Genomic DNA, 16,614 nt, shown 5'->3' with positions numbered 1-16,614 from the left:
GAAGTGTCACGTCAGGCGAAACTGTCAATCTGACAGTTTGGCGCGCGCCCGCGCCGCCCTCCCGGCGTCAGAGGGGGAAGGCGCCGTCCCAGTGCGCACCGGGCGTGGCGTTGAACACCCGCATCGAGGCCATCAGCTCATCGCCCTCCGACCCGCCGAGGAACCAGCTCAGCACCGTGACGGACGCCGGCTGCAGCTCCATCCGGTAGAGCGCCTCGAGGGGCGCGCCCAGCGCCTGGGCGACCAGCGTCTTGATCGGCGTGACGTGGCTGACCAGCACGACCGTCTTGCCGGCGTGGGCCTCGATGACGCGCTCCAGACCGGCGAGCACGCGTGCCTGCACGGTCCGGAACGACTCTCCCCCGCCCGGGGCGTGGTCGAGGTCCCCGAACCATGCCTTCAGCTCGTCCGGGAACTTCTCGGCGACCTCCAGGAAGGTCATCCCGTCCCAGGTGCCGAACTCCATCTCGGCGAAGCCGTCGTCGACCAGCACCTCGCGCTGACCGAGCACCTCGGCGACGATCTCCGCCGATTCCAGGGTGCGGCGTACCGGTGAGGACAGGACGACGTCGACCTGCTCGCCGACGGTCGCGAGCCACTCGGCCGTCTCCCACACGTGCCGGCGGCCGAGCTCGTTGAGCGGCGGGTTCGCCGAGGCCAGACCGCCGGAGAACCGCTTGTCCGTGGTGTGGTCGGTCTCGCCGTGGCGGACCAGGACGATGCGGGTCGGGGCCATGCCGGGACGGCCCCAGCCGCGCGACGGCGCGGACGAGGTCGAGCCGTCGAGCCCGGCAGTCTGCCCCTGGGTCACGCTCAGATGCCCGACTCGGAGGTGCGGACCAGGATCCGCTCGCACTCGGGGCACCGCAGCACCTCGTCGAGCGGCGCCTTGGCCAGCTCGGCGAGGTCGCCCGGGTTGAGGGTCAGCTGGCAGCCCCCGCAGGTGCGGGCCCGCAGCGCGCCCGCGCCGATGCCGCGCGACGCGTGGAGCCGGTCGTACAGGGCGAGCAGCGGCGCGTCGACACCGACGACAGCCTCCGCACGGCGACGCTGCGCACCATCGAGCTCGCGCTCGACGGAGACGGACTTCTCCAGGCGGCGGGCCTCGAGCACTTCGCGCTGCTCGACCGACTCACCCACAGCCGCCTCGGCCTTGGTGAGCTCCATCTGAGCGGCCTCGAGCATCTCCATGACCTCGAGCTCCTCGTCCTCGAGGACGCCGATGCGGCGTTCGAGGGACTCCAGCTCGTGCGACATCGCCTGGATCTGCTTGGGATCGGTGATCAGGCCCTGCTCGAGCCGGCTCCGGTCGCGCTCGCGGCGGGCCTTGACCTGCTCGACGTCGGCGTCCGCCTTCTTCTGCTCCTTGGTCAGGTCGTCGACGCGGATCTTCGCGTCGCGCATCCGGTTGGTGCGCTCCGACTCCTCCGCCGCGAGCGTCGCGAGCTCGGCGATCTCGGGGAGCGTCTTCAGCTGGTGCGTCAGCTGCGAGATGCGGGCGTCGAGGTCAGCGACGTCGAGAAGCTGGGCCTGGATGGCGGGGTCGGCCTTCACCGGAATCTCCTGCAGGGTTTGAGTTGTGAGAGGGAAGCTCAGATCCGCGCAGTCCACGGATCCGTGCGGATCGCGCTGACGCGGGTCTCCACCGTATCGCCCAACGCCGCCTGCAGCTTGCCGCTGACCACCGGAAGCCACGTCCACTCCGCTGCCCAGTGGGCTACATCGATGAGCGCAGGGCCGCCGGCCTCCACGAACTCCGCCGCGCGGTGGTGGCGGAGGTCGGAGGTCACGTAGACGTCGACGTCCGAGCCCGCGAGCCGGTCGAGCAGGAAGTCACCGGCGCCGCCGCACACCGCGACCCGCTTGACCTCGCGGTCCAGCTCACCCGCCACCCGTACGCCGCCCGCGGTCTCCGGAAGCGCGGCTGCCACCGCTTCTGCGAAGGCGCCCAGCGTCGTCGGCTCGACAACGCCCCGACGGCCAGTGCCGGTCTCGGCGAGGCCCGCGTCGGCAACCTCCACGACGTCGTACGCCGGCTGCTCGTAGGGGTGCGCGGCGAGCATCGCCCGCACCACCGCCGTACGACGTGAGCGCGGGAGTACCACCTCGATCCGCTCCTCGGGCACGACCTCGAGGGTGCCGACGGTGCCGATCGCCGGATCGGCGCCCTCAAGAGGACGGAACCGGCCCTCCCCCGAGCTCTGGAACGAGCAGTGGTCGTAGTGGCCGATCGACCCGGCTCCGGCCTCGGCCATGGCGGCCCGCACGGGCGCTGCGGCGTCGCCAGGCACGTAGACGGTGAGCCGGTCGAGCGGCCCGGCCGGAGCCGGGATCAGCGGCGTCAGGTCGGACAGGCCCAAGGCCCGCGCCATCGCCTCGGAGACGCCGTCGACGGCCTGGTCGGCGTTCGTGTGGGCGGTCAGCAGGGCGCAGCCAGCCTTGGCGAGCGCGGCCGCCGTCCGTCCCTTCGGCGTCGTTGCAGCGAAGCTCGTCACCGGGGTGAGGAAGAGCGGGTGGTGCACGACGAGCAGGTCGGCGCCCCATTCTGCGGCCTCCTTCGCGACCTCCTCGGTCGGGTCGACCGCGAAGAGCACCTTCCTGACCGGGGCCTCCGGGTCACCCAGCACCAGGCCGACGGCGTCCCACGAGTCGGCGGTCGACGGCGGGTACCAGGTGTGCAGCAGGGAGACGACGTCGCTGAGGGTCTGGCTCATGCGCCCACCCTATTCAGATCAGGTCGCCCAGACAGTCAGCGGCCGCCGCCTCCAGCCGTACGCCGAGGTGCCGCGCGTCCGCGCGCATCTCCGGCTCGACCGGTGCAGTGGCGAGCCAGCGTGCCGCGACGATCAGGTCGTGATGCGTCCCGAGGATCTGCTGGACGTGCTGATGGCGCGCAGCGATCGCGTCGTCACCGCTGACCTCGGCGGCGTAGCGCGCCCGCTTCGCTGCCTTGCGCGCCTCGTGGAGGGCATCCGGATCGCCGCCCGCTGCGGCCAATCGGCGCGCCGCCCGCTCGCCGGCACGGGCCGCGATCCGGCCCAGTGGAAGCGAGCCCCCGGCGGATGCCGCCAGCACCGCACGGAAGCGGGCTCCGAGCTCGCCGTCGTCCTCCGCCGCCAGCGCCTCCCTGGCCTCGCGCCACGTCGCATCGAGCTCCAGCGTCAGCCGGTCGCTGATCCACGGAGACAGCTCGGCGGACTGGTCGGCACGCTGCTCCTCGAAGACCTCGACCAGCACCTCCAGGTCGCGCACCCGCGCCACCCGGTCCGCGTGGGCGATCAGTGCCGCGTCGAGCTGCCGGGCTGGACCGGGCTCGAAGCAGGCAGCGAACGTACGCAGCGTGCTGCGCGCCCGGCGTACCGCAACGCGCGTGGGGTGGACGGCGGTCCGGTCCCCGGCCCGCAGCCGGGCAGCCGCCTGGTCGAGCACCGCGCCCTGTTCGGCGAGGTAGCGCCGGACCGCCCCCGTCCCCATCGCGTCAGGACCCGTCGGCTCAGTTGACCGCGCGGTCGCGGCCCTCCCAGTAGGGAGCACGCAGCTTGAACTTCTGCAGCTTGCCGGTGGCGGTGCGGTCGAGCACCTCGCGGAACTCCACCGACGTGGGCGCCTTGTAGCCGGCCAGACGCGCCTTGCACCAGGCGATCAGCGCCGCCTCGTCGGCGGTGCCACCCGGCGTACGGACGACGAGGGCCTTGATCGTCTCGCCCCACTTCTCGCTGGGTACGCCGATCACGGCGACCTCGGCGACCTCCGGGTGGGAGAACAGGCAGTCCTCCACCTCGATCGAGGAGACGTTCTCGCCGCCGGTGATGATCACGTCCTTCTTCCGGTCGCTGATCGTCAGGTATCCCTCGTCGTCGATGACACCGCCGTCACCAGTGTGGAACCAGCCACCGGCCAGCGCCGCGGCCGACTCCTCCGGCTGCTCCCAGTAGCCCTCGAGCACGTGGTTGCCCTGCGCGATCACCTCGCCCTCGGGGTCGGTCTGCACGCGGATGCCGATCGCCGGCGCGCCGGCGCGGACCAGCTTCGCGGCGCGCTCCTCGTCCGTCAGGTCGTCCCACTCCGGGCGGGACCGGTTGACCGTCAGCAGAGGCGAGGTCTCGGTGAGGCCGTAGATCTGGATGAACTCCCAGCCGAGCTCCTGCGACATCCGCACGATCGTCTTCGTCGGCGGCGGCGCACCGGCGCAGACGACGCGGACACGGTCGCGCCCCGGCACCTCGCCCTCCCACTGCGGCAGCGCGTCCAGCACCGCGCTGACCACGGCCGGAGCCGCGCACATCAGCGTCACCCCGTACCGCTCGACGCGGCGCAGGATCTCCAGGCCGTCGACCTTCCGCAGCAGCACCTGGGGTACGCCGAAACCGGAGGTCACGAAGGGCATTCCCCAGCCGTTGCAGTGGAAGAGCGGCAGCGTGTGCAGGTAGACGTCGCGGTCGCTGACCCCGAGGTGCAGCCCCATCATCACCGTGTTGGTCCAGATGTTGCGGTGCGTGATCTGGACGCCCTTGGGACGTGCCGTCGTGCCCGAGGTGTAGTTGATCGTCGCGGTCGCGGCTTCGTCGTGCGCCCACGGCTTCGGCTCGGCACCGGGGGCGGCGTAGAGGTCGTCGTCGGCCCCGAGCACGAACCGGAACTCGCACTCGACGTCCGCCAGCGCGTCGGCCAGCTCGGGGTCGACGTACAGGACCCGGGCGCCGGAGTGGTTGACGATGTAGCGGATCTCCTCGACGGAGAGCCGGAAGTTGATCGGCACCAGCACCCGCCCCCACCCCGGTACGCCGAAGAGCGAGGTGAGCAGCCGGGCACTGTTCTGCGAGACCACGGCGACCCGGTCGCCCGGTGCGATGCCGAGCTCGTCGAGCTTCGCCGCCTGGCGCCGGGCGAACTCGCCGACCTCGCGCCAGGTCAGCTGCGGCAGCGGGGTCGCGGGCTGGTCGGGCTCATCGAAGAGCGCGACCCGGTCGGCGTACACGGTCTCGGCACGGTCCAGGAAGTCACGGACGCTGAAGGGCACGAACATGGGTCCGACTGTGGCACGTGCCACAGCGACCCCGCGAGGGCTACGCGCCGAGCGGCACGAACTGCACGATGAACGGTGGTGGGCGCGGAGGGGATCGAACCCCCGACCACATGGGTGTAAACCAAGTGCTCTACCGCTGAGCTACACGCCCGTGGCCCTGACGGGCCTCCGGAACCCTACGCGAGACGCCACGCGTGAGCGGAATCAACCCCGGAAATAAAAGCTGCGACCGCCGGGGTCTCGGGTCCCCAGCGGTCGCAACGAATGAATCTTGACGCATCTCCGACGACCTTGTCTCCGGAATCCACAAAAAACATCACGAGGGTTCCAACCGGTCCAGACCAGTTGGTGCTTCCGTCGTTCAGCCGAGTGCCTGGAGCTGCTCCAGATGGGCCGCGAGGTCACGGGCTTCATGCCGCTCGTTGTGCATCGTCCACCGGATCACGCCATCGGTGTCGACCAGGAACGACGACCGCTCCGGCGACCCCTTCGCCGCGTTGAACACGCCGTACGCCGACGCGACAGCGCCGTGCGGCCAGAAGTCGGAGAGCAGCGGGAAGTTGAGCGAGTCCTGGTCCGCGAAGGCCCGCAGCGAGTACGTCGGGTCGCACGAGATCGCCAGCACCTCGCTGTCGAACGTCAGGAACTCGTCGAGCCGGTCGCGCACTCCCCCGAGCTCGCCGGTGCACACACCGGAGAACGCGTAGGGGTAGAAGAAGAGCAGCACCGACTTGCGCCCCCGGTACGACGACAGGCTGACGTCCTGGCCGAACTGGTCACGCAGCGTGAAGTCAGGGGCCAGGTCGCCGACGGCCGGACGGGCAGGGGTATCCGCAGGGCTCACGATCAGGACCCCGGCGTCCAGGTCACGAGCTCGCGCTTGAGGATCTTGCCGGTCGCGTTGCGGGGCAGCTCGGGCACGAAGACGATCTCCCGCGGCACCTTGAAGCGCGCGAGGTTCTCCTTGATGTGCTCCTTGAGCTGGTCCTCGGTGAGCGTCGAGCCCTCCTCGACCACGACGAAGCCACGCAGGCGCTTGCCGAAGTCCGGGTCGTCGACACCGACACAGGCCGCCTCGACGACGCCGTCGATGCGGACGAGGCAGTCCTCGACCTCCTGCGGGAAGAGGTTCTCGCCGCCCGAGACGATCATGTCGTCGTCACGGCCCTCGACGAACAGGCGCCCCTCGGCGTCGAAGCGGCCGACGTCGCCGGACGACATGAGGCCGTCAATGACCGCCTTGCCGCCACCGCCGGTGTAGCCCTCGAACAGGATGCTGTTGCCGACGAAGATCCGGCCGGAGTCGAGCGGGCCGACCGGCTTGTCGTTGCTGTCGAACAGGCGGACGGTCGCGCCGAGCGGGGGCTTGCCGGCGGTGCCGGGAGCCGAGCGCATGTCCTCGGGCGTCGCGATCGAGGCGTAGGCCACCTCGGTCGAGCCGTAGGTGTTGAAGAGGTTGTCGCCGAACGCGTCCATCCACTCCGTCGCCAGGTCGCCGGGCAGCGCCGAGCCGGACGACGCGACGACCTTCAGCCGGGACACGTCGTACTTCGACCGGACGTCGGCCGGCAGCTGGAGCACGCGCTGCAGGAAGACCGGGATCACGATGGCGCCGTCGCAGCGCTGCTCGTCGATGATCCGGAGGAACTGCTCCGGGTCGAAGCGGCGCGAGAGCACGATCGTCGACTCGAGCAGCATCGCGAGCATCCAGTGTGCGAGGCCCCAGGTGTGGAACAGCGGAGCAGCGACGTGGATCCGCTGGCCGCGCTTGAACGGGATGCGCGAGAGCAGTGCGGCAGCCGCGTCGACGCCGGCCTCCGAGCGGGGTGCGCCCTTCGGCGTACCGGTGGTGCCGGAGGTCAGGATGATGATCCGGCCCTGACGCGACGGAGCCTTCGGAGCCGTGGTCGGCGCCTTCGCGATCAGCGTCTCGACATCGGGTACGCCGGCGGTGTCGCCGTCCACCCACGCGATGACGCGGGTCACGCCGTCGACGCCCGAGAGGAGCCCCGTGAACTCCTGGTCGTAGACGACGACCGTCGGCTTCTCCCGCTCGATGACCTCGGCCAGCTGCGGGCCGGCAAAGGCGGTGTTGAGGTAGAGCATGTCCGCGCCGAGCTTGGCCGTCGCGATGGAGGCGTCGATGAAGCCGCGGTGGTTGCGGCACATGATCGCGACGCTGTCGCCGGCGCTCACGCCGAGGCCGGCGAGAGCGTGGGCGAGCGCATTGGAGCGCTCGTCGATCTGCTTGTAGGTGAGCTCACCGAGCTCGTCGATCAGGCCGATGGCGCGCGGCGCCCGGTGCGCGAGGGCCGTGAAGCCGCCCGCCGGACCGAGGCCGAAGCCCTTGAGGGTGACCAGCGTGCGCACGCCGGCGAGGGGGCCGATCGGACGCACCATGCCCGCACGGGCAAGGACACGCAGGACCTGAGGGACGTTCTGCACGGTGGTAACTCCTGGATCAGCGGGAGGCGGTCTTCGGCGCGACGAGCCGCGTCGCCGACCAGTCCTTGCTCACGGCGGCCGTCGTCGTCTGGGCGAGGCCTGCGATGGGTGCAGCCTCGGCCACGTCGGCCGGGTCGACCGCGCCGGGGCGGCCCACCTTGGGGGTCAGCAGCCAGATCACGCCGCCGCCCGCGAGGTCCGTGAGGGCATCCACGAGGGCGTCGACGAGGTCGCCGTCGGCCTCGCGCCACCAGAGCAGGACAGCGTCGACGACGTCACCCTGGTCGCCGTCGACCATGTCGGCGTCGATCGCGTCCTCGATCGCGACCCGGAGGTCGTCGTCGGTGTCGTCGTCCCACCCGAGCTCCTGGACGGCCATGCCGGGCTTGAGCCCGAGGCGACCGGCCACAGTGTCTGTCTGGGCGGTTTCATCGCCCGTGGTGGAACTCAACTGACGCCTCCTGGCTCGCGGGATGTGCCCGGCTGCTGCCGGGTGGGGTCCAGTCCAGCGGACAACGGCCCCCGGGTGCAAGCCTCACACGCGATCAGGCCGGAGCGTGGACCGGGTCCACCGGAGCGTCGCCCATCTGCGCGACGGGGACGTCGACGAGGGGTCCCCTGCGCAGCAGCGCCACCATCCGGCGCTTGTCGTACGCCGAAGCCGGTGTCGCCATGAACGCGTCGACGAAGGCGATGAACTTCTCGGGGTGGTCCTTGTGCGGGAAGTGGCCCGACGCCTCCAGCAGCTCGGTCATCGCCTCCGGCGCGAGGTGCCGGACGGTCTCGAGGTGCTTGGCCGGAAGCACCTGGTCGTCGGCGCCCCAGAGCGCCGCGAAGGGCATGTTCTCGGTCAGGTAGAACCGGTCGGCCATCGAGATCACCTGGCCACGCCAGTCGATCACCGCGTTGACGAGGTGCCGGATCGCGTAGCGCGTGCGCCGGTCCTGCCAGGACTCGACGATCGCGGCGACCTCGTCCAGGTCGCGGGTGTACGTCGGCCACACACCGCGCCCGGCACGCAGCGCGCCGGTCACGAGGGGCCGCAGTCCGGGACGGGTGAGCAGCCGCATCAGCGTCTCCCAGCCGGGCGCCTGGATCACCTTGATCAGCGGCGTCACCTCACGCCCGAGACCGCCGGCAGAGACCAGCATCAGCCGCTCGGTCCGCTCCGGGAACTGGTAGGCGAACTGCATGGCGACGCCGCCACCGAACGAGTGCCCGATCACCGAGGCGCGCTCGACGCCCAGTAGCGCGAGCAGGTCCCGCATGCCGTTCGCGTAACCACCGACGGTGTAGTCGGCACGCGGCTTGTCGGAGGCCCCGTGGCCGAGCAGGTCGGGCGCGATGACCGTGTAGCGCGTCGCGAGCTCACGGATCACCGGGTCCCAGGTCGTGTGGTCGCAGGCCAGACCGTGGAGCAGGAGGAGCGCCGGACCGGACCCGGCCTTGACGTACGCGCGCCGATGGCCGTGCAGCGTCACGTACTGGAGGTCGAACTGCGAGCGCGGCATCTGGGCTCCCCCTTGTGCTCGGCCGGCCACAGCTGGAGAGCGGCCGGAAGTGCGAGGATTCCACCGTAGGACCGGTTTGTTTCCCGAAGGTGACAGCGATGACGCAGCTCAGCACGGACGAGATCCGGGCGGCCCTGGCCGACCTGGTGCACCAGATCGTCGAGGTACCCGTCGCAGCGGTCGAGCCGGCGTCGCGCCTCGTCGACGACCTCGGCATCGACTCCCTGTCACTCGTCGAGCTGCTGACCGGCGTCGAGGAGCACCTCGGCGTACGCATCTCTGATGCCGACGTCGCGCGCCTGCGCACCGTCGACGACGTCGTGCGGATCATCGCCGCCGCCGTCTGACATCCTCGGTCGCATGACCTACGAGACCCTCGCGTACGACGTCGCCGACGGCATCCTCACCCTGCGGCTCAACCGGCCCGACGCCCTCAACTCCTTCACGGTGCAGATGGCCGACGAGCTCGAGCACGCGTTCCGCCGCGCGAGCGACGACGATGACGTCGCCGCGATCGTCGTGACCGGCGAGGGGCGCGCGTTCTGTGCCGGCATGGACCTGACCCGCGAGGGCAACGTCTTCGGCCTCGACGAGACGCAGCAGCCGCTGATCGGCGACATGCGGACCCGGCTGACCGAGCCGGAGATCCAGGTCGGCGTGCGCGACACCGGCGGTCGGGTGACCCTCGCGATCTACGACTGCAAGAAGCCGGTCATCGCAGCCGTCAACGGTCCGGCCGTCGGCATCGGCGCCACGATGCTGTGCGCGATGGACGTCCGCCTCGCCTCGACCAAGGCCCGCATCGGCTTCGTCTTCGGCAAGATCGGCATCACGCCCGAGGCCTGCTCGACCTGGTTCCTGCCCCGCATCGTCGGTGTCTCGCGCGCCCTCGAGATGCTCTACTCGGCCGAGATCATGACCGCCGAGACGGCGCAGGAAGCCGGCCTCGTGCGCTCGGTGCACGAGCCCGACGAGCTGCTGCCCGCGGCGTACGAGCTGGCGCGGAAGTTCACCGCCCACCGCTCCCCCGTCGCGACCGCGCTGGCACGCCAGCTGGTCTACCGCAACATGGCCGCCGACCACCCGCTGCGCGCGCACGAGTCCGACTCGCTCGCGATCTTCTATGCGTCGCGCGAGGACGGCAAGGAAGGCGTTGCGTCGTTCCTGGAGAAGCGCGACCCCGAGTTCACCGGCAAGGCCTCGCAGATGCCGCCGTTCTATCCCTGGTGGGAGTGACCTGACGTGCAGAAGGGCCCCGGTCGATGACCGGGGCCCTTCTGTTGTCTAACTACTCGGCTGCTACCGGTCAGACGACCTGGTGGAGCCAGCGGACGGGCGCGCCGTCACCTGCGTGACGGAACGTCTCGAGCTCGTCGTCCCACGGCTTGCCGAGGAGCTTGTCGATCTCGAGCAGCAGCGTGGTGTCGCCCAGGGCGGCCTTCACGACTGATGCCTTCAGCCGGTCTTCGGGGATGAGGATGTCGCCGTGCACTCCCGTGACGGCGTGGAAGACGCCGAGCTCGGGGGTGTAGCTGTAACGCGAGCCCTCGGTGCCGCTGGACGGCTCCTCGGTGATCTCGAATCGCAGGTGGTTCCACCCTCGGAGGGCCGAGGTGATCGCTGCAGCAGCGCCGACGGCGCCGGTCCACGACAGCTCGGCACGGTAGGTGCCGCTCTGCGCGGGCTGCGGGATCCACTCGAGGTTCACGGAGACGCCAAGGACGCCGCCGACTGCCCACTCGACGTGCGGGCACAGCGCCGAAGGCGCCGAGTGCACGTAGAGAACACCCCGGGTAGCGGTGCGGTTGCTGGTCACGTGACCCCTCCTTCATCTCCGGCGTCGGACAACGCCTTCCCCAGCGGGCCCTTCAAGGGAGATGCACGAACAGTCAAGTGACACATATGTAGTTATGACGCTCATTGTGACCGATGAGCGCTCGTGTTGCCAGCGTTGCCGCAGGCGAGTTTCGTCAGTACGCCGACAGCCCGGTCGCCGCGAGGACGTTGCCGTCGTCCTCGAGCGATCCGAGGCGGAGGCCGTCGCCCGACACCCGCGGGCGCGCGGTGGGGTGCGCCGTAACCACGTCAGCAACTACGCAGGTCACGTTGTCGCGCCCACCGGCGAGCAGCGCCTCGTCCACGAGGATGCGCGCCGCCTCCTCCGCCCGCGGCACGGCGAGGAGGGCACCGATGCGCTCGTCGGGCAGGCAGTCGGTGAGGCCGTCACTGCACAGCAGCACCCGGTCGCCCGGGACGAGCGCGAGCTCGACATACTCCGGACGCTCGTCGTCGGGAATCGGCAGCGCATGGATCGACCGCGTCACGACGTGGCGCCACGGGTGCCCCGCAACGCCGGACTCCTCGAGGAAGCCGTCGTCGAGCAGCTGCTGCACGTAGGTGTGGTCACGGGTCAGCCGCAGCAGGCCACCGGCGCGGAGCAGGTACGCCCGCGAATCGCCGGCATGAACGAGCGCGACGCGGTCGCCGTCGACGGCGAGCGCGGTCAGCGTCGTGGCGAGGCCACCGCGGTGAGCGTCGGCCGCCTCGGCGCCGGAGAGCACGTCGACCGAGCGGCGTACGGCCTTGTCGAGGGCGATCATCGGGTGGGTACCGGGCGTCATCGCGCGCGAGAAGACGTACGCCGTGGTGGCCGAGGCGACCTCGCCGGCCGCCGACCCGCCGACGCCGTCCGCCACGACCAGGATGCTGGCGGAGAGGAATCCGGCGTCCTCGTTGACTTCGCGCACCGGGCCGCGGTCCGAGGCGCCCGAGCCGTCGAAACGGAGCATGACGACCCTCCTCTCCCGCACCGATCGGTGCAGCGAGTCAAGCGGAACTCGGTAGGTGCCACAAGTTCCGACTGTCGGATCAGGCCGGATCGCTCATCTCGACGGTCGCCCCGACCCTGATCTCGCCGCCCTCGAGCACGCGACAGATCGCTCCCCCACGCCCGCGACGCAACGCCTCCATCGCACCCGGGCCGAGGTCGTCCTCGAGCAGCTTGCACGGCGCCGCGACACGCACGACCTCGAGGAGAACCTCGCCGATCCGCAGGCGAGCACCGGGCTGGGTGGGGACCACGCCGTGGCTGATGGTGAGATTGCGGCGGGTGCCGGTGGCATCGACGTCTCGCCCCAGGATGCGCGCCGCCTCAGCCAGCGCCTCGGCCGACTGCACCGTCACATGACGGTGCTTGGTGCCGTGATAGCGATCCCCCACGAGTCCCTTGCCGGCCTCGGCCTCTACCGAGTCGACGGCCCGCATCGGCAGGCGGCGCGCCTTGGCGATGTGGATCGCGGCCACGTGCGGTTCGGACATGCCTCGAGACTACGTACCCGCAGGCCCGGCCGTGCGACGATGACGACGTGAAGCGCATCGCCATCGTCGTGCTGCGCGGCCTCTTCGACTTGGCGATGTTCGCCTTTGGTGTCGGACTCGTCATCAGCTTCGGCGAGAACGCGTTCCGGCTGCACACGCCTGTGATGCGTGCGTTCTCCGGGATCCTGGCCGTTCTCCTGGCAGCGGCGCTCGTGGTCGCGGTCCGCAACGTGCAGCTCGACGCGCGCGACCGGCGCGTCGCCCGCCGGGCCGTCTGACACGCTTCGACGCTGCACGAACCGTCGAGGAAAACAGCGTCGCGTAGGTCGGGTGGGGCCCGAACCCACGACCCAAGGATCATGAGGCCGTCTCGGCTCGCTGATGCGGCGCACCGCAGGCGCGCCCGCGGCTGGTGCCGAACCGAACGGATCTGCCGATGTCCGCATCGCCCTGCCGAAGGACGGTGCGACCGGAGGATGAAGACTTTTGGTCAGCATGTGACGAAAAGTCTTCACGTTGTCGATCCGCGCGGATCTGCCGACGAGCGGTTTGATCCCACGCCAGGTGCGATGCTCCGCGCAACGCGCGAGAATCACGAGTATGCGTGACCAAGCCGCGCGTGATCAGCAGACAATCACCATTGCAACCGCGCTGGGGATCATCGTGGTGATCCTGGTTGTCGGCGGCCTGCTGCTCGCGTTCGCCAACATCGTGGGTGACATGCCGGACCGCCTCAATTCGGGCCTCGCCTTCGCGACTGCGACGCTTGCCGTCGTCGCCGGCCTCGTCTACCTCGTCCGAAATCGCCGAGTCTGAATCCAGCCGCTCGTGCCGCGATCAGTGCGGCTTGGGGCCTGCTCAGGGCCGCGCACCGGACAGTCGCCGGCTACGGCTTCGGGTCTTGAGTGGGCCGCTCGCAGCGGAGAGGCTCTCCGTCGGCGTATTCGAAGACCGAATCAGGGTCGGCGCTGAAGATCCGGAAGGTCGCGCGACCCGTTAGGCCTATCGCAGGAGCGGCACCTCGCCCAACCTCGTCCTCGAGTGCAACGACGATCTTGTCCGCATGACGTGTGTCCACACTCGGGGCCACCCGCTCATTGACGCCGTAGAAGAACCCGAGCGTCAGCGTGCGACCGTCAAAGGTGCAGCTCTCAAAACGTGCCGGCTTGTCCTCGACGAGGTGAAACTGGTCGCTGGACCGAGCCCAGCCGATGCTTGTGCCCACAAGCATCACGAGCAGGGCCGCGATCACTGTCCAACGTCGACGGGCCACGCCTCACCTTGACATGGATTCTGCCGACTCACGCCGCAATGTGCGGGTTCTGTGAAGTTCGCCGATAGACCGGGCCCGAAGTTCGCCGCCTCGGCGAGACTCAGCGTTGTGCGCAAGAACTCTGGCCGAACCGCGTGGCGCTGGACCTTTCCCCTCATCGCTGCCGTGCAGTCGGCATCCGTGTTGGCCTTCTTCGGCTACCTGCTGATCCTCGACGGTCCTACGCGCAACCGGTCAGTGCTCTACTTCGAGACGGATGTTCTTCCGCTTGCTCCGTTCCTCTGGCTGGGCCTGTCGCTCGTGGGTCTTGCCGCGGTGCTTCGGTGGCCCTCCGGCTGGGCGAGGACTGCGGCTGAGATCGGTACGGGTCTTGCCGGCGCTTTCGGTGTGGTGGGCGCGGCAGTTCTGGGGCTCGCGTGGATGTTGGTCTCCTCGTACGGCGCCGACTTTGACTTCCCGGCGGCCCCTCCCACTCCCGGGTTTGCGACGACCGTCGCCAAAGCGGACGGCTCCGACGACGACGATCCGATGCGCGGTCGTGAAGTTGTCATCGACGCCGGCACCCACACTGAAGCCGAAGTACTTGCGTTCTACCGTACGCATTTCCCACATTCGAGCGGCTGGGCTGATGGCTCCGCAGAGGAAGACGGCCGAACCGACTTCAGTCTGTGCCGGGTACGTACCGACAACTCGGACTACGACGAGTACGTCGAGGTGTACGGACGCGGCGGTGGTCAGTTCCTGGTCTCCGTGAGTCGACTGTTCGCCAACTCGGACTGGGGACCTCGGCGGGCAGATCGCTGTGGCCTGGCCGGAATCTGGTTTCCGAGCCAGATCTAGGGCGGCCCAGCGCAGGCCGTTGGGTGATGCCGGACCGCTCGTGCCTCGATCTGTTCCCACGGCTACAGCGAGCGATGTCGCGTCGCTACCAGGGCGGATCACCATGAGGGTTGATCAGGACCCGTCGCATCTCAGCGGTGCGGTGGCGTTTCACGTATGCGATGGCACGCGAGAGCTGGGCGTCTTCCACAAAGAGTGCAAGTGGGCCGCGTCCACCGATGGCGGCACCAGCCAGCGGCACGTGTTCGTCCATTTCGAGGGCGAAGTCGATGCGCGCACGAGTGACGGCAAGGTTGTCGTTGAGCGGATCCCAGATCACGCCTCGACCTAGCGCAGTCGACACATCGATGTCCTCCGAGCCAGGGATCGCCCGCCTCTGCTCCATGGCAGCTACGAGTTCAGCGAGGGGCCGCGGCGTGACGGTCATCTGAAGCCAGAAGCCGTCCGCGGAACCAGTCATCTGATAGCTCCGCACACCCGGGTCATCGCGAGCGGCAACGACATCGTTGATCATTGCGTGCGACACGTTCTGGCCATAGAACGCCACGTGCGGCCTGCCACGGAAGGTGATCTGGACGCCGTTGAGGTTCTTGCCTTCGTCGTCGTAGGCCGACACGACGTCAAAGACCTGGTCAGCGGTGGACGACGCCGTCATCCGGACCTGGACTTCCTTGGGGATGTTCATGAAGGGGATCGCGTCATCGCCTTCTGCCTCCCCGGCAGACACCGCCAGCACACCGGGCAGGTCGCGAACGTCGGACTCCAACTGCCCCGCCGACGTCGGACAGCGCGCCAGGAGGCCCAACAAGGCCACCAGCACAGCAATCGCCGCGAGTACACGGAGCTTCATGAACCGAGGATGCTCCAGTCCTCCCCCCGCGCGGGCCGGATCGGCTATTCACAGACACCCGGTCCGCGAGCGTGACGCTCGACGTCCACACGGGGCTCTTCAGCGACGACCTGGACGGACGGCAGGGGAATGAACTGCACAAACACTGAGTAGGCCGGGTGGGGCTCGAACCCACGACCCAAGAATTATGAGTCCTACGCACGGCCTTGCAAGGGACTGCGTGGCGCTGCGCGTGAGCGTGAAATCTCTGTGCGTGCTGCACATCGCTGCATAGCGAGGGAGCAACGTTGCCCCTCTCGTTGCTCCCCTCTTGTCGGTAGTCCTAGGTAGGATCACGCACAGCGACGCACCTCCTGCGCCGCACCGATCACAAGGGAGCAGCGGCATGGCGGGCGCTACCAAGGACTCACGCAAGAAGCGCAGTGACGGCGAGGGATCCCTCTACCCCAAGCACCGCGCCGACTGCGCCCGCCCTCTCGACGCGCGCGGCAACCCCAAGTGCAAGTGCCCCTGGGTCGGCGCCGTCGTCCTCGGCTACATCGACGGCAAGCCCGTCCGCCGCAAGGTCCAGGCATCCACGCGCGCCGGCGCCGCTGCACGCCTCCGCGAGAAGCAGCAGGAGTTCGCCGACCAGCAACTCCCCGCCGTCGGGAAGCCGATCACCGTCGAGAAGTGGATGACCTACTGGCTCACCCAGATCGCTCCCCGCAAGGTCGCAGCCCAGACGATCGACAACTCCTACAACTGCAAGGTCCGGCAGTACATCGTGCCGCTGCTCGGCCACCACCGACTCGACCGCCTGACGCAGGAGCACATCGAAGCCGCGTGGGACCACCTCCGCACGAAGGGCAACCCCACCCTCGAAGCCGCCACTCCCCTGTCCGACAAGACGGTCTTGCAGACCCATCGGATCCTGTCGCGAGCACTCAAGGTCGCGGTCCAGCGCAAGCGCCTCCGGGCCAACCCCGCCGACACCAACTCCATGGACGCGCCGACCGCGAAGGACAAGGAGATGGACGTCTTCACGGTCGAGGAGGTCCGCAGCGTGCTCGCCGCTGCCGAAGGCGAGCGGCTCGAGGCCCGCTGGGTGATCGCTCTCGCGCTCGGCCTCCGCCAGGGCGAGGCGCTCGGCCTCCGCTGGGAAGACGTCGACCTCGAGGACAACGTCCTCCGTGTCCGCGTCGGCCTGCAGCGCCGCAAGGGCAAGGGCCTGATTCTCGGCGACCTCAAGACCAAGGGCTCACGCCGCGACCTCGCGCTCGGCGACAAGCTCGTCCGCATCCTCAAGGCCCACAAGAAGGCCCAGACCGCCGAACGCCTCGCGGCCGGCTCCACATGGACGGACAGCGGC

The 16,614-nt window shown here is 69.4% G+C and carries 20 protein-coding genes and 1 tRNA gene; 6 read left to right on the top strand and 15 right to left on the bottom strand.

The features are described 5' to 3' along the window. Positions 1–67 precede the first annotated feature (67 nt). The 10 genes from EPD65_RS14790 to EPD65_RS14745 form a co-directional block, all read right to left on the bottom strand. Positions 68–811, bottom strand: coding sequence for a histidine phosphatase family protein (locus tag EPD65_RS14790; protein ID WP_243640375.1), 744 nt, complete (start codon positions 809–811; stop codon positions 68–70). 2 nt (positions 812–813) lie between these two features. After that, on the bottom strand, positions 814–1,554 hold the full coding sequence (locus tag EPD65_RS14785) for a zinc ribbon domain-containing protein (protein ID WP_243640376.1): 741 nt from the start codon (positions 1,552–1,554) through the stop codon (positions 814–816). 38 nt (positions 1,555–1,592) lie between these two features. Then, positions 1,593–2,714, bottom strand: a complete 1,122-nt coding sequence (locus EPD65_RS14780) for a Nif3-like dinuclear metal center hexameric protein (protein ID WP_131585492.1) — start codon at positions 2,712–2,714, stop codon at positions 1,593–1,595. A 13-nt stretch (positions 2,715–2,727) separates the two neighbouring features. Beyond that, a complete protein-coding gene (locus EPD65_RS14775) occupies positions 2,728–3,474 on the bottom strand; it encodes a CHAD domain-containing protein (RefSeq protein ID WP_131585490.1) in 747 nt (248 codons plus the stop codon). A gap of 19 nt (positions 3,475–3,493) precedes the next feature. After that, positions 3,494–5,026, bottom strand: a complete 1,533-nt coding sequence (locus EPD65_RS14770; protein ID WP_131585488.1) for an AMP-binding protein — start codon at positions 5,024–5,026, stop codon at positions 3,494–3,496. A gap of 76 nt (positions 5,027–5,102) precedes the next feature. After that, positions 5,103–5,177: transfer RNA gene (locus tag EPD65_RS14765), tRNA-Val, on the bottom strand. A 210-nt stretch (positions 5,178–5,387) separates the two neighbouring features. Then, the gene (locus tag EPD65_RS14760; RefSeq protein ID WP_131585486.1) at positions 5,388–5,870 is read right to left on the bottom strand and encodes a peroxiredoxin; all 483 of its coding nucleotides are present in this window, start codon (positions 5,868–5,870) and stop codon (positions 5,388–5,390) included. A gap of 2 nt (positions 5,871–5,872) precedes the next feature. Continuing rightward, positions 5,873–7,471 (bottom strand): AMP-binding protein, encoded by a 1,599-nt coding sequence (locus EPD65_RS14755; RefSeq protein WP_131585484.1) that lies wholly within the window; start codon positions 7,469–7,471, stop codon positions 5,873–5,875. A 16-nt stretch (positions 7,472–7,487) separates the two neighbouring features. Beyond that, on the bottom strand, positions 7,488–7,880 hold the full coding sequence (locus EPD65_RS14750) for a DUF3052 domain-containing protein (RefSeq protein WP_279387577.1): 393 nt from the start codon (positions 7,878–7,880) through the stop codon (positions 7,488–7,490). Between the two features lie 136 nt (positions 7,881–8,016). Continuing rightward, the gene (locus tag EPD65_RS14745; protein ID WP_131585480.1) at positions 8,017–8,982 is read right to left on the bottom strand and encodes an alpha/beta fold hydrolase; all 966 of its coding nucleotides are present in this window, start codon (positions 8,980–8,982) and stop codon (positions 8,017–8,019) included. 98 nt (positions 8,983–9,080) lie between these two features. Here EPD65_RS14745 and EPD65_RS14740 point away from each other — a divergent pair, with 98 nt between their 5' ends. Together EPD65_RS14740 and EPD65_RS14735 are read left to right on the top strand one after the other, a co-directional pair. After that, on the top strand, positions 9,081–9,329 hold the full coding sequence (locus tag EPD65_RS14740; protein ID WP_131585478.1) for an acyl carrier protein: 249 nt from the start codon (positions 9,081–9,083) through the stop codon (positions 9,327–9,329). A gap of 13 nt (positions 9,330–9,342) precedes the next feature. Then, complete coding sequence (locus tag EPD65_RS14735; RefSeq protein WP_131585476.1) at positions 9,343–10,218, top strand: crotonase/enoyl-CoA hydratase family protein; 876 nt, start codon at positions 9,343–9,345, stop codon at positions 10,216–10,218. 70 nt (positions 10,219–10,288) lie between these two features. Here the strand turns inward: EPD65_RS14735 and EPD65_RS14730 are convergent, their stop codons facing one another. The 3 genes from EPD65_RS14730 to EPD65_RS14720 form a co-directional block, all read right to left on the bottom strand. After that, a complete protein-coding gene (locus EPD65_RS14730; RefSeq protein ID WP_131585474.1) occupies positions 10,289–10,798 on the bottom strand; it encodes a DUF3145 domain-containing protein in 510 nt (169 codons plus the stop codon). 154 nt (positions 10,799–10,952) lie between these two features. Continuing rightward, positions 10,953–11,771 (bottom strand): PP2C family protein-serine/threonine phosphatase, encoded by an 819-nt coding sequence (locus EPD65_RS14725; RefSeq protein ID WP_131585472.1) that lies wholly within the window; start codon positions 11,769–11,771, stop codon positions 10,953–10,955. Positions 11,772–11,850: 79 nt separating this feature from the next. Next, positions 11,851–12,300 carry an MOSC domain-containing protein gene (locus tag EPD65_RS14720; protein WP_131585470.1) on the bottom strand — a complete coding sequence of 150 codons (450 nt, stop codon included), beginning with the start codon at positions 12,298–12,300 and terminating at the stop codon, positions 11,851–11,853. A 47-nt stretch (positions 12,301–12,347) separates the two neighbouring features. Between EPD65_RS14720 and EPD65_RS14715 the strand changes: the two genes are divergently transcribed. Next, the gene (locus EPD65_RS14715; protein WP_131585468.1) at positions 12,348–12,578 is read left to right on the top strand and encodes a hypothetical protein; all 231 of its coding nucleotides are present in this window, start codon (positions 12,348–12,350) and stop codon (positions 12,576–12,578) included. 322 nt (positions 12,579–12,900) lie between these two features. Next, positions 12,901–13,116, top strand: coding sequence for a hypothetical protein (locus EPD65_RS14710; protein ID WP_131585466.1), 216 nt, complete (start codon positions 12,901–12,903; stop codon positions 13,114–13,116). Between the two features lie 70 nt (positions 13,117–13,186). On the opposite strand, the gene EPD65_RS14705 is transcribed toward EPD65_RS14710, so the two are convergent. Beyond that, entirely contained in the window at positions 13,187–13,552 is a 366-nt protein-coding gene (locus tag EPD65_RS14705) for a hypothetical protein (protein ID WP_131585464.1), read from the bottom strand. Positions 13,553–13,681: 129 nt separating this feature from the next. Between EPD65_RS14705 and EPD65_RS14700 the strand changes: the two genes are divergently transcribed. Then, positions 13,682–14,413 carry a hypothetical protein gene (locus EPD65_RS14700; protein WP_131585462.1) on the top strand — a complete coding sequence of 244 codons (732 nt, stop codon included), beginning with the start codon at positions 13,682–13,684 and terminating at the stop codon, positions 14,411–14,413. Between the two features lie 85 nt (positions 14,414–14,498). On the opposite strand, the gene EPD65_RS14695 is transcribed toward EPD65_RS14700, so the two are convergent. Then, positions 14,499–15,263 (bottom strand): hypothetical protein, encoded by a 765-nt coding sequence (locus tag EPD65_RS14695; RefSeq protein WP_131585460.1) that lies wholly within the window; start codon positions 15,261–15,263, stop codon positions 14,499–14,501. Between the two features lie 385 nt (positions 15,264–15,648). Between EPD65_RS14695 and EPD65_RS14690 the strand changes: the two genes are divergently transcribed. After that, positions 15,649–16,614, top strand: a 966-nt coding sequence (locus tag EPD65_RS14690) for a tyrosine-type recombinase/integrase (RefSeq protein ID WP_131585458.1), incomplete at its 3' end; no start/stop codon positions are given.

It is taken from the genome of Nocardioides jejuensis, assembly GCF_004337475.1.
GTDB classification, from domain to species: domain Bacteria; phylum Actinomycetota; class Actinomycetes; order Propionibacteriales; family Nocardioidaceae; genus Nocardioides; species Nocardioides jejuensis.
This window is presented reverse-complemented; position numbering and strand designations above follow the sequence as displayed.

Bases quoted from the DNA above. Each gene is read 5' to 3' on its own strand.
- EPD65_RS14740 (WP_131585478.1), top strand. From the start codon at position 9,081: ATGACGCAGCTCAGCACGGACGAGATCCGGGCGGCCCTGGCCGACCTG.
- EPD65_RS14745 (WP_131585480.1), bottom strand. From the start codon at position 8,982: ATGCCGCGCTCGCAGTTCGACCTCCAGTACGTGACGCTGCACGGCCAT.
- EPD65_RS14770 (WP_131585488.1), bottom strand. From the start codon at position 5,026: ATGTTCGTGCCCTTCAGCGTCCGTGACTTCCTGGACCGTGCCGAGACC.
- EPD65_RS14725 (WP_131585472.1), bottom strand. From the start codon at position 11,771: ATGCTCCGTTTCGACGGCTCGGGCGCCTCGGACCGCGGCCCGGTGCGC.
- EPD65_RS14775 (WP_131585490.1), bottom strand. From the start codon at position 3,474: ATGGGGACGGGGGCGGTCCGGCGCTACCTCGCCGAACAGGGCGCGGTG.
- EPD65_RS14695 (WP_131585460.1), bottom strand. From the start codon at position 15,263: ATGAAGCTCCGTGTACTCGCGGCGATTGCTGTGCTGGTGGCCTTGTTG.
- EPD65_RS14735 (WP_131585476.1), top strand. From the start codon at position 9,343: ATGACCTACGAGACCCTCGCGTACGACGTCGCCGACGGCATCCTCACC.
- EPD65_RS14720 (WP_131585470.1), bottom strand. From the start codon at position 12,300: ATGTCCGAACCGCACGTGGCCGCGATCCACATCGCCAAGGCGCGCCGC.
- EPD65_RS14710 (WP_131585466.1), top strand. From the start codon at position 12,901: ATGCGTGACCAAGCCGCGCGTGATCAGCAGACAATCACCATTGCAACC.
- EPD65_RS14780 (WP_131585492.1), bottom strand. From the start codon at position 2,714: ATGAGCCAGACCCTCAGCGACGTCGTCTCCCTGCTGCACACCTGGTAC.